This window comes from Micromonospora echinospora (assembly GCF_900091495.1).
In the GTDB taxonomy this organism is placed as follows: domain Bacteria; phylum Actinomycetota; class Actinomycetes; order Mycobacteriales; family Micromonosporaceae; genus Micromonospora; species Micromonospora echinospora.
Genome location: NZ_LT607413.1, coordinates 7,496,302 through 7,507,557, shown reverse-complemented (window position 1 = coordinate 7,507,557; position 11,256 = coordinate 7,496,302). Strand labels below are relative to the sequence as shown.

Here is an 11,256-nt window from a genome sequence, read left to right as displayed (position 1 = left end):
GGTGGACGGTCGGGCCGTTTCGGGCCGCCGCTCGGCTAGGCTCCGCAGCGATGGACGAGATGACCCGGATCCCGGTCGGTGGCGAGCGCCCGTACGACGTACTCGTGGGACGTGGCCTCTGGGACGCGCTGCCCGGCCTGCTGCCCGGCGCGACCCGCGCGGCGGTGCTGTACGCCCCGCCGCTGAGGTGGCTGGCCGACCTGCTCGGCGGCCGACTGCGCGCGGCCGGCGTCGAACCGTTGCCGATCGAGGTGCCGGACGCCGAGGCCGGCAAGCAGATCGAGGTGGCCGCCCACTGCTGGGACCGGCTCGGTGCGGCGAACGTCACCCGGAACGACGCGGTGGTCGGGGTGGGCGGCGGCGCGGTCACCGATCTGGCCGGTTTCGTCGCCGCGAGCTGGCTGCGCGGGGTGCGCTGGGTGCCGGTGGCGACCTCGCTGCTCGGCATGGTCGACGCCGCGGTCGGGGGCAAGACCGGGATCAACACCGCGGCCGGCAAGAACCTGGTCGGCGCGTTCCACCCGCCGGCGGGCGTCCTCTGCGACCTGTCCGTGCTGGACAGCCTTCCCGCCGTCGACCTGACTGCCGGCCTGGCCGAGGTGGTCAAGTGCGGCTTCATCGCCGACCCGGTGATCCTCGACCTGGTCACCCGGGATCCGGCTGCCGCGACCGACCCGGCCGGACCGGTGACCCGTGAGCTGATCGAGCGGGCGATCCGGGTCAAGGCCGACGTGGTCTCCGGTGACCTGCGCGAGTCGGGCGTCCGGGAGGTGCTCAACTACGGCCACACCCTGGCCCATGCCATCGAGAAGGTGGAGGGCTACCGCTGGCGGCACGGGCACGCCGTCTCGGTGGGACTGGTCTATGCCGGCACGCTCTCCCGCCTGGCCGGACGGCTGGACGCGGCGACCGCCGAGCGGCACCGCACGGTCGTGACGGCCCTGGGCCTGCCGACGAGCTATCCGGCGGCGGCCTGGCCGGACCTGCTCGCCACGATGCGGGTGGACAAGAAGGCGCGCGGGGCCCGGCTGCGGTTCGTGGTGCTCGACGGGCTGGCCCGCCCGACGATTCTGGAGGATCCGGACGACGAGCTGCTGCACGCCGCCTTCCGCGAGGGGGTGGCGGCGTGAGGGTGTACGTGCTGAACGGGGTGAACCTGGGCCGGCTGGGCACCCGGCAGGTCGACGTCTACGGCGTGACCAGTTACGCCGACCTGGTGGCGCTCTGCGAACGCACCGGCCGGGAACTCGGGCTGGACGTGACGGTCCGGCAGACCGACGCCGAACACGAGCTGGTCGGGTGGCTGCACGACGCCGCCGACAAGGGCGCGGCGGTGGTGCTCAACCCGGCGGCCTGGTCGCACTACTCGTACGCGGTGCGGGACGCCTGCGCCATGCTCCGTGGGCCGCTGGTCGAGGTGCACATCTCCAACATCCACGCCCGGGAGGAGTTCCGGCACCACTCGGTGGTCTCCGCCGTGGCGACCGGGGTGATCTGCGGTCTGGGCCCGGACGGCTACCGCCTGGCCCTGCACCACCTGGCCACCCTCGCCCGCTGACCGGCCACCCACGGTGGTCGGCCACCCATGGAATGATGACGCAGGGTAGTCACATCCCTGTTGTCACGCTCGGTTGCCTCCGCGGTCGCTGTGATCCCGCTCGTGTCGCCCTCTGCTCTGCACCCGCCGAAGCGACACCGCGCTGAGCTGGGCTTCGGGGCCCGCCGGGTGGGGAGACGATGGTCACCTTCACCACACTGCGTGTCCGGCGCGTTCGCGGGTGCAGAGCAAAGCGTCGGTGAGGCGGTTGTGGTGCGGGTGCCGGCCGTGTCGGAAAGTGAGCGTCCGGCTGGGTGGATCGTGGCGGGGGTGGCGGCCCGGGCCGGACGGCGGCAGCCGCCCGGCGGCGCAGCTAGTAGACTTCCCAGGTCTGTCCGCCAATTGATGATCAAGGCAGGAAATGGCCACCACCAACGACCTCAAGAACGGCCTCGTACTCAACCTTGACGGGGGCCTCTGGGCTGTCGTGGAGTTCCAGCACGTCAAGCCCGGCAAGGGTGGTGCCTTCGTCCGCACCACGCTGAAGAACGTGCTCTCCGGCAAGGTCGTCGACAAGACCTTCAACGCGGGTACCAAGGTCGAGACCGCGACCGTCGACAAGCGCACCATGCAGTACCTCTACGCCGACGGCGAGGACTTCGTCTTCATGGACCTGGAGACGTTCGACCAGATCACCGTCCCCGGCGCGACCGTGGGTGACGCGGCGAACTACCTCCTCCCCGAGGCGGAGGCGATCGTGGCCACCCACGAGGGTGTGCCGCTCTACGTCGAGCTGGCGACCAGCGTCGTGCTGGAGGTCACCTACACCGAGCCGGGCCTCCAGGGCGACCGCTCCACCGGTGGCAACAAGCCGGCCACCGTCGAGACCGGCGCGACCGTGCAGGTGCCGCTCTTCATCACCACCGGCGAGAAGATCAAGGTCGACACCCGCGACGGTCGTTACCTCGGCCGCGCCTGATGGCCGAGGCTCCGAAGCAGCAGATGCCGGCGCGCCGCAAGGCGCGCAAGCGGGCGCTGGACGTGCTCTACGAGGCCGACCTGCGTAGCCGACCGCCGGTGGAGGTGCTCGCCGGCTACATCGAGCGGATCGAGAAACCCCGTCCGGAGCACCTCGACTACGCCGTGAGCCTGGTCGAGGGGGTCGCCGCGCACCTCGACCGGATCGACGAGCTGATCGCCAGCTACGCCGAGGGGTGGACGCTCGACCGGATGCCGGTGATCGACCGCAACCTCGCCCGGATCGCCGTCTACGAGCTGCTCTACCACGACGACATCGACGACGCGGTGGCCATCAGCGAGGCGGTCGAGCTGGCCCGGCAGATGTCGACCGACGACTCGCCGCGCTTCCTCAACGGCATCCTCGGCCGGATCGCCGACTACGCCGCCCGCTGAGCGGGTTCCACGCCACCGGCGGCCCGACCCGACCCGTCGGGTCGCGTCGCCACCGGCAGCACCGCGACACACCGTACGTACCCGAGGGGCCCGCGCCGACCGGCGCGGGCCCCTCGGGTTACGGCGACGGGTGTCAGGACGCGAAGAACGCCCGGGGGTCGGCGACCAGCACACCGTGCTCGTTGAGCCGCTCGATCAGCCCGGAGGGCGAGGCGTCGTACACGATGGCCAGGGCCCGCAGGTCGTCGGCGCGGATCGAGAGCACCCGGCCGTTGTAGTCACCGCGCTGCTGCTGGATGGCGCGGGCGTACCGGGCCACGTAGGCCAGCTCCTCCGACGCCTCGTCGTAGAGCCGCTCCAGATCCAGCACGATCTTGCTGGTCGGCTCGTGCCGTACGCCACTGCCGTCGGGCAGCAGCTCGGAGACGGGTACGCGGTAGAAGTCGGCCAGCTCCGCCAGGCGGGAAACGGTGACGGCCCGGTCGCCGCGCTCGTACGACCCGACCACGACGGCCTTCCACCGGCCGTTGGACTTCTCCTCCACGCCCTGCAGGGACAGGCCCTGCTGCTGGCGGATGGAGCGCAGGCGGGCGCCCAGCGACTTGGCGTATTCAGAGGGCATTCGGACACTCCCAGTGCTGCTCGGGGTTCTCCCAGCTATCGCTACGGAGCGTGACGGTACGGGGATTGCGACACGTGGTCAAGTGCTCGTGACACACCTGTTGGGAACGCCGGGTCGATCTATCCGCATTTCGGGACTGATTTGCGAATCAGCAGCCGCCCGACCGGGGCGGCGGTGACCACTGGTAACGTGGCTCGAAGCCCCCGGTCGGAGCCGTTCACGGCCGGTCCGGGGGAGTCAGACGTCCTTTAACGACCCGTCCCGTGAGGCGGGGAAGGAGGTCCGCCGTGGCCTACCCGTCGGCTGCCCGATCCCCGGTGCCGAGGCAACCCTCGGTAAAGGTGATCCTCGCCAGCGCTGACGTGCAGCGTGTGGTCGACCGCATCGCCCACCAGATCCTGGAGAAGACCCAGGGCGCCGCCGACACCGTCCTGCTCGGCATCCCGACCCGGGGCGCCCCGCTGGCCCGCCGGCTCGCCGCCCGGATCAGCGCCTTCGAGGACATCGCCGTACCGGTCGGCGTGCTCGACATCACGCTCTACCGCGACGACCTGCGCCGGCACGCCGTCCGGGCGGTCGGCCCGACCGAGGTGCCGCCCGGCGGGATCGACGGCAAGCGGGTCGTCCTCGTCGACGACGTGCTCTTCTCCGGGCGCACCGTCCGGGCCGCCCTGGACGCGCTCAACGACGTCGGCCGGCCCTCCTCGGTGCAGCTCGCCGTCCTGGTCGACCGGGGACACCGGGAACTGCCCATCCGGGCCGACTACGTCGGCAAGAACATCCCGACCGCGCTCGCCGAGAGCGTCAAGGTCACCCTCGCCGAGGTGGACGGCGTCGACGAGGTCAAGCTCTACGGGGGTGCTCCCGCATGATCCGTCACCTGCTCTCCGGGGCCGACCTGGACGCGGCCACCGCGACCCTGGTCCTGGACACCGCCGCCCAGATGGCCACCGTCGCCGGGCGGGAGGTCAAGAAGCTGCCGGCGCTACGCGGCCGGACCGTGGTCAACCTCTTCTACGAGGACTCCACCCGCACCCGGATCTCCTTCGAGGCGGCGGCGAAGCGACTCAGCGCCGACGTGATCAACTTCTCGGCGAAGGGCTCCAGCGTCGCCAAGGGCGAGAGCCTGAAGGACACCGCGCTCACCCTCCAGGCGATGGGGGCCGACGCGGTGGTGGTCCGCCACCCGGCCTCCGGCGCCCCGCACCGGCTGGCGAACTGGGTCGACGGCAGCGTGGTCAACGCCGGGGACGGCACCCACGAGCACCCGACCCAGGCGCTGCTGGACGCGTACACGATGCGCTCCCGGCTCGGCCGGATCGCCGGCCTGCACGTCGCCGTGGTCGGTGACGTGCTGCACAGCCGGGTGGCCCGCTCCAACGTGCTGCTGCTGTCCACCCTCGGGGCGAAGGTCACCCTGGTCGGGCCGCCCACCCTCATCCCGGTGGACATCGCGGCGGCCCTCGCGCCCGGCACCGACGTGTCCTACGACCTCGACGCCGTGCTGCCCGAGGCGGACGTGGTGATGATGCTGCGGGTGCAGCGGGAGCGGATGAGCGACTCCTACTTCCCCTCCGCCCGCGAGTACGCCCGCCGCTACGGCCTGGACGGCCCCCGGATGGGCCGCCTGCCGGAACACGCGATCGTCATGCACCCCGGCCCGATGAACCGGGGGATGGAGATCACGCCCGAGGTGGCCGACTCGCCCCGCTCCACCATCGTCGAACAGGTCACCAACGGAGTCTCCGTCCGGATGGCCGTCCTCTACCTGCTGCTCGGGGGGAACAACCAGTGACCGCGTACCTGATCAAGGGGGTCAGCGTCGTCGGCGGCGACCCCACCGACCTGCTCGTCCGCGACGGCGTCGTGGCGGAGAGCGGTCCGGGCCTGTCCGCGCCCGGCGCCACCGTGCTCGACGCCGACGGCCTGGTCGCCCTGCCCGGCCTGGTCGACCTGCACACCCACCTGCGCGAGCCGGGCCGGGAGGACGCCGAGACCGTCGAGACCGGTTCCCGGGCTGCCGCCCTCGGCGGCTACACGGCGGTCTGCGCGATGGCGAACACCTCCCCGGTCGCCGACACCGCCGGGGTGGTCGAACAGGTCTGGCGGCTCGGCCGGGAGGCCGGACTGGTCGACGTCCAGCCGATCGGCGCGGTCACCGTCGGACTGGCCGGCGAGCGGCTCGCCGAGCTGGGCGCGATGGCCGACTCGGCGGCCCGGGTGCGCATCTTCTCCGACGACGGGCACTGCGTCGCCGATCCGAAGCTGATGCGCCGGGCGCTGGAGTACGTCAAGGCGTTCGACGGGATCATCGCCCAGCACGCCGAGGAGCCCCGGTTGACCGAGGGCGCGCAGATGCACGAGGGCGAGGTCTCCACCCGGCTCGGGTTGACCGGCTGGCCAGCGGTCGCCGAGGAGGCGATCATCGCCCGGGACGTGCTGCTCGCCGAGCACGTCGGCAGCCGGCTGCACGTCTGCCACGTCTCCACCGCCGGCAGCGTCGAGGTGCTCCGGCAGGCCAAGGCGCGTGGGATCCGGGTCACCGCCGAGGTCACCCCGCACCACCTGCTGCTCACCGACGAGCGTGCCGAGACGTACGACCCGGTCTACAAGGTCAACCCGCCGCTGCGCACGGCCACCGACATCGCCGCCCTGCGGGCCGCGCTGGTCGAAGGCGTGATCGACATCGTGGCCACCGACCACGCTCCGCACGCGGTGGAGGACAAGGAGTGCGAGTGGGCGTACGCCCGGCCGGGCATGCTCGGGCTGGAGACGGCGCTGTCGATCGCCCTCGACGTGCTCGGCCCGGAGTGGGACCTCATCGCCGAGCGGATGTCGCGTGCCCCGGCCCGGATCGCCGGCCTGGACACCCACGGCCGGAACCCGGCCCCCGGCGTCCCGGCGAACCTCACCCTGGTCGACCCGTCCGCCCGACGCGTGATCGAGCCGGCGGACCTGGCCAGCCGTAGTCGCAACACCCCGTACGCCCGCATGACGCTGCCGGGTCGCATCGTGGCGACCTTCCTGCGCGGCGAGCCGACGGTCCTGGACGGAAAGGCTGTCAAGTGATCCGAGCGAGGAGTGCAGCGGAGCGGAGCCCCGCAGTCCGGATCGAAGGAGACGCAGCATGACCAAGCGCAGGCGAACGGCAATCCTGGTCCTGGAGGACGGGCGCACGTTCCACGGCGAGGCGTACGGCAGCGTCGGCGAGACCTTCGGCGAGGCGGTCTTCAACACCGGCATGACCGGCTACCAGGAGACCCTGACCGACCCCTCGTACCACCGGCAGGTGGTGGTGCAGACCGCCCCGCATATCGGCAACACCGGGGTCAACGGCGAGGACGACGAGTCGGGCCGGATCTGGGTGGCCGGGTACGTCGTCCGCGACCCGGCCCGGACCGCCTCGAACTGGCGGTCCACCGGCGGGCTGGAGGAGCGCCTGGAAGCCGAGGGCGTGGTCGGCATCAGCGGGGTGGACACCCGGGCGCTCACCCGGCACCTGCGGGAACGCGGCGCGATGCGGGTCGGTGTGTCCAGCGTCGAGTCCGACCCGCGTGCCCTGCTGGCCCGGGTCCGGCAGTCGCCGCCGATGGTCGGCGCGGACCTCTCCGCCGAGGTGACCACCCCCGAGCCGTACGTGGTCGCCGCCGAGGGCGAACACCGGTTCACCGTCGCCGCGCTCGACCTGGGCATCAAGCGCAACGTGCCGCGCCGGCTCGCCACGCGCGGGGTCACCACGCACGTGCTGCCCGCCTCCTCGACCATCGACGAGGTGCTGGCCACCGGGGCGGACGCGGTCTTCCTCTCGCCCGGTCCCGGCGACCCGGCCACCGCCGACGTACCGGTCGCCCTGGCCCGCGAGGTGCTGCGCCGCCGGGTGCCGCTGTTCGGCATCTGCTTCGGCAGCCAGCTGCTCGGTCGGGCCCTCGGGTTCGGCACCTACAAACTCGGGTACGGCCACCGGGGCATCAACCAGCCGGTGCTGGACCGGACCACCGGCAAGGTCGAGGTGACCAGCCACAACCACGGCTTCGCCGTCCAGTTCCCGGGGGCCGAGCCGGGGGCCGTGGTGCCCGACCGGATCGTCGACACCGAGTTCGGCGGGGTCGAGGTCAGTCATGTCTGCCTGAACGACAACGTGGTCGAGGGCCTGCGGGCGAAGGACGTGCCCGCGTTCACCGTCCAGTACCACCCCGAGGCGGCGGCCGGCCCGCACGACGCGGACTACCTCTTCGACCGCTTCGCCGAGCTGATCGAGGGTCGCGGCCTCGACCGGAACCACAGTGAAGGCGGAAAGAATGCCTAAGCGGACCGATCTCAAGCACATCCTGGTGATCGGCTCCGGGCCGATCGTCATCGGCCAGGCCTGCGAGTTCGACTACTCCGGCACGCAGGCCTGCCGGGTGCTGCGCAGCGAGGGGATCCGGGTCAGCCTGGTCAACTCCAACCCGGCGACGATCATGACCGACCCGGAGTTCGCCGACGCCACCTACGTCGAGCCGATCACGCCGGAGTTCGTCGAGCTGGTGATCGCCAAGGAGCGCCCCGACGCCCTGCTGCCCACCCTCGGTGGGCAGACCGCGCTGAACACCGCGGTGGCCCTGCACGAGGCCGGCGTGCTGGACAAGTACGGCGTCGAGCTGATCGGCGCGAACATCGACGCGATCCGGCGCGGTGAGGACCGGCAGCTGTTCAAGGACATCGTCGCCAAGGCCGGCGTCCGGCTGGGCTTCGACGACCCGGCCGCCCTGGTGCCCCGCTCCCGGGTCTGCCACTCGATGGACGAGGTCCGCGACACGGCCGCCGAGCTGGGCCTGCCGGTGGTGATCCGGCCGTCGTTCACCATGGGCGGCCTCGGCTCCGGCATGGCGCACACGCCGGAGGACCTGGAGCGCATCGCCGGGGCCGGACTGGCCGCCAGCCCGGTGCACGAGGTGCTCATCGAGGAGAGCGTGCTCGGCTGGAAGGAGTACGAGCTCGAGCTGATGCGGGACCGCAACGACAACGTCGTGGTGGTCTGCTCGATCGAGAACGTCGACCCGATGGGCGTGCACACCGGCGACAGCGTCACCGTCGCCCCCGCGATGACCCTGACCGACCGGGAGTACCAGCGTCTGCGCGACCTGGGCATCGCGGTGCTGCGCGAGGTGGGCGTGGACACCGGTGGCTGCAACATCCAGTTCGCGGTGAACCCGGCCGACGGCCGGATCGTGGTCATCGAGATGAACCCCCGGGTGTCCCGGTCGTCGGCGCTGGCCTCGAAGGCCACCGGCTTCCCGATCGCGAAGATCGCCGCGAAGCTCGCCATCGGTTACACCCTGGACGAGATCCCCAACGACATCACGCTGAAGACCCCGGCGGCGTTCGAGCCGACCCTCGACTACGTCGTGGTCAAGATCCCCCGCTTCGCGTTCGAGAAGTTCCCCGGCGCGGACCGGGAGCTGACCACCACGATGAAGTCGGTCGGCGAGGCGATGAGCCTGGGCCGGAACTTCACCGAGGCGCTGAACAAGGCGATGCGCTCGATGGAGACCAAGGGCGCCGGCTTCTGGACCGTTCCGGACGCGGCCGTCGCCGCCGCGACCGGCCTGGACCCGACCGACGTGACGAAGGAGACGACCCTCGCGGCGCTGCGCGTGCCGCACGACGGCCGGCTCTACACCGTCGAGCGGGCGCTGCGGCTCGGCGCGTCGGTCGGCGAGGTCGTGGCGGCCTCCGGGGGGATCGACCCCTGGTTCCTGGACCAGATCGCCGCCCTGGTCGAGCTGCGCGCCGAGATCGTCGCCGCTCCGGTGCTGGAGGGGGACCTGCTGCGCCGGGCCAAGCGGGCCGGGCTCTCCGACCGGCAGCTCGCCGCGCTCCGGCCGGAGCTGGCCGCCGAGGACGGCGTGCGTACCCTGCGGCACCGCCTCGGCGTCCGGCCGGTCTACAAGACGGTGGACACCTGCGCGGCCGAGTTCGCCGCCACCACGCCGTACCACTACTCGTCCTACGACTCCGAGACCGAGGTGGTCGGCTCGGACCGGCCGAAGGTGCTGATCCTGGGCTCCGGGCCGAACCGGATCGGCCAGGGCATCGAGTTCGACTACTCCTGCGTGCACGCGGTCATGGCGCTGCGGGCGGCCGGCTACGAGACGGTCATGGTCAACTGCAACCCGGAGACCGTCTCCACCGACTACGACACCGCCGACCGGCTCTACTTCGAGCCGCTCACCTTCGAGGACGTGCTGGAGGCGTGGCACGCCGAGGACACCTCCGGGAAGGCGGCCGGCGGGCCGGGCGTGGTCGGGGTGATCGTCCAGCTCGGTGGCCAGACCCCGCTCGGGCTGGCCCAGCGGCTCAAGGACGCCGGGGTGCCGGTGGTCGGCACCTCCCCGGAGTCGATCCACCTCGCCGAGGAGCGGGGCGCGTTCGGCGCGGTGCTGGCCCGCGCCGGCCTGCGCGCGCCCGCGCACGGCACCGCCACCTCGTACGAGGAGGCGAAGGCGATCGCCGACGAGATCGGCTACCCGGTGCTGGTCCGTCCGTCGTACGTGCTCGGCGGGCGGGGCATGGAGATCGTCTACGACGACCCGACGCTGCGCGACTACATCGGCCGGGCCACCGACATCTCCCCGAACCACCCGGTCCTGGTGGACCACTTCCTCGACGACGCGATCGAGATCGACGTGGACGCGCTCTGCGACGCCGACGGCGAGGTCTACCTCGGTGGCGTGATGGAGCACATCGAGGAGGCCGGCATCCACTCCGGTGACTCGTCCTGCGCGCTGCCGCCGATCACCCTGGCCGGCTCGCACGTGGCGCAGGTGCGCCGGTACACCGAGGCGATCGCCCGGGGCGTCGGGGTGCGGGGGCTGCTCAACGTGCAGTACGCCCTCAAGGACGACGTGCTCTACGTCCTGGAGGCGAACCCGCGCGCCTCGCGGACCGTGCCGTTCGTCTCCAAGGCCACGGCGGTGCCGCTGGCCAAGGCGGCGGCCCGGATCGCGCTCGGCGCGACCATCGCGGAGCTGCGCGCCGAGGGCCTGCTGCCGGCCTCCGGTGACGGGGGCACGCCGCCGCCGGACGCCCCGATCGCGGTGAAGGAGGCGGTGCTGCCGTTCAAGCGGTTCCGCACGCCCGCCGGCCAGGGCGTGGACTCGCTGCTCGGCCCGGAGATGAAGTCCACCGGTGAGGTGATGGGCATCGACACCTCGTTCGGGCACGCCTTCGCCAAGAGCCAGTCCGCGGCGTACGGCTCGCTGCCCATCTCCGGTCGGATCTTCGTCTCGGTGGCGAACCGGGACAAGCGCGCCATGATCTTCCCGGTGAAGCGCCTGGCCGACCTGGGCTTCGAGATCCTGGCGACCACCGGCACGGCCGAGGTGCTGCGCCGGTACGGCATCGCGTGCGAGCAGATCCGCAAGCACTACGAGGCCGGCGCGGGGGAGGACGCGGTGTCGCTGATCCTCGGTGGCGAGGTGGCGTTGGTGATCAACACGCCGCAGGGCTCCGGGGCGAGCGCCCGCTCCGACGGGTACGAGATCCGCAGCGCGGCGGTGACCGCCGACATCCCCTGCATCACCACCGTTCCCGGCGCGGCGGCGGCGGTCATGGGCATCGAGGCGCGGATCCGGGGCGACATGCAGGTCCGTCCGCTCCAGGAACTCCACGCCGCCCTGCGGGCCACCGCCGAATGACCGCG

General features: G+C 72.0%; 10 protein-coding genes. 9 read left to right on the top strand and 1 reads right to left on the bottom strand.

Going from position 1 to position 11,256, the window contains the following annotated elements; genetic code table 11:
- Positions 1 to 50 precede the first annotated feature (50 nt).
- From aroB to nusB, 4 genes are all read left to right on the top strand, one after another.
- The gene (aroB, locus tag GA0070618_RS31910; RefSeq protein ID WP_088984955.1) at positions 51 to 1,130 is read left to right on the top strand and encodes a 3-dehydroquinate synthase; all 1,080 of its coding nucleotides are present in this window, start codon (positions 51 to 53) and stop codon (positions 1,128 to 1,130) included.
- Positions 1,127 to 1,558 (top strand): type II 3-dehydroquinate dehydratase, encoded by a 432-nt coding sequence (aroQ, locus tag GA0070618_RS31905; RefSeq protein ID WP_088984954.1) that lies wholly within the window; start codon positions 1,127 to 1,129, stop codon positions 1,556 to 1,558. The genes aroB and aroQ overlap by 4 nt, the downstream gene beginning before the upstream one ends.
- 400 nt (positions 1,559 to 1,958) lie before the next feature.
- On the top strand, positions 1,959 to 2,516 hold the full coding sequence (efp, locus tag GA0070618_RS31900) for an elongation factor P (RefSeq protein WP_088984953.1): 558 nt from the start codon (positions 1,959 to 1,961) through the stop codon (positions 2,514 to 2,516).
- Between the two features lie 23 nt (positions 2,517 to 2,539).
- Complete coding sequence (gene nusB / locus GA0070618_RS31895; protein WP_172900422.1) at positions 2,540 to 2,950, top strand: transcription antitermination factor NusB; 411 nt, start codon at positions 2,540 to 2,542, stop codon at positions 2,948 to 2,950.
- A 133-nt stretch (positions 2,951 to 3,083) separates the two neighbouring features.
- Here the strand turns inward: nusB and bldD are convergent, their stop codons facing one another.
- A complete protein-coding gene (gene bldD, locus GA0070618_RS31890; RefSeq protein ID WP_018253136.1) occupies positions 3,084 to 3,572 on the bottom strand; it encodes a transcriptional regulator BldD in 489 nt (162 codons plus the stop codon).
- Positions 3,573 to 3,859: 287 nt separating this feature from the next.
- Here bldD and pyrR point away from each other — a divergent pair, with 287 nt between their 5' ends.
- From pyrR to carB, 5 genes are read left to right on the top strand one after another with little or no spacing between them, the layout of a single operon-like run.
- A complete protein-coding gene (gene pyrR, locus GA0070618_RS31885) occupies positions 3,860 to 4,444 on the top strand; it encodes a bifunctional pyr operon transcriptional regulator/uracil phosphoribosyltransferase PyrR (protein WP_088984951.1) in 585 nt (194 codons plus the stop codon).
- Positions 4,441 to 5,367, top strand: coding sequence for an aspartate carbamoyltransferase catalytic subunit (locus GA0070618_RS31880; RefSeq protein ID WP_088984950.1), 927 nt, complete (start codon positions 4,441 to 4,443; stop codon positions 5,365 to 5,367). The genes pyrR and GA0070618_RS31880 overlap by 4 nt, the downstream gene beginning before the upstream one ends.
- The gene (locus GA0070618_RS31875) at positions 5,364 to 6,641 is read left to right on the top strand and encodes a dihydroorotase (RefSeq protein ID WP_088984949.1); all 1,278 of its coding nucleotides are present in this window, start codon (positions 5,364 to 5,366) and stop codon (positions 6,639 to 6,641) included. Before GA0070618_RS31880 ends, GA0070618_RS31875 begins: the two co-directional genes overlap by 4 nt.
- Positions 6,642 to 6,699: 58 nt before the next feature.
- Positions 6,700 to 7,878, top strand: a complete 1,179-nt coding sequence (gene carA / locus GA0070618_RS31870; RefSeq protein ID WP_088984948.1) for a glutamine-hydrolyzing carbamoyl-phosphate synthase small subunit — start codon at positions 6,700 to 6,702, stop codon at positions 7,876 to 7,878.
- Positions 7,871 to 11,251 (top strand): carbamoyl-phosphate synthase large subunit, encoded by a 3,381-nt coding sequence (gene carB, locus GA0070618_RS31865; RefSeq protein ID WP_088984947.1) that lies wholly within the window; start codon positions 7,871 to 7,873, stop codon positions 11,249 to 11,251. The genes carA and carB overlap by 8 nt, the downstream gene beginning before the upstream one ends.
- Positions 11,252 to 11,256: the final 5 nt, after the last annotated feature.

Excerpts from the sequence above, each read along its gene's own strand:
- carB (WP_088984947.1), top strand. The coding sequence starts at position 7,871 with ATGCCTAAGCGGACCGATCTCAAGCACATCCTGGTGATCGGCTCCGGG.
- carA (WP_088984948.1), top strand. The coding sequence starts at position 6,700 with ATGACCAAGCGCAGGCGAACGGCAATCCTGGTCCTGGAGGACGGGCGC.
- bldD (WP_018253136.1), bottom strand. The coding sequence starts at position 3,572 with ATGCCCTCTGAATACGCCAAGTCGCTGGGCGCCCGCCTGCGCTCCATC.
- nusB (WP_172900422.1), top strand. The coding sequence starts at position 2,540 with ATGCCGGCGCGCCGCAAGGCGCGCAAGCGGGCGCTGGACGTGCTCTAC.
- efp (WP_088984953.1), top strand. The coding sequence starts at position 1,959 with ATGGCCACCACCAACGACCTCAAGAACGGCCTCGTACTCAACCTTGAC.
- aroB (WP_088984955.1), top strand. The coding sequence starts at position 51 with ATGGACGAGATGACCCGGATCCCGGTCGGTGGCGAGCGCCCGTACGAC.
- GA0070618_RS31880 (WP_088984950.1), top strand. The coding sequence starts at position 4,441 with ATGATCCGTCACCTGCTCTCCGGGGCCGACCTGGACGCGGCCACCGCG.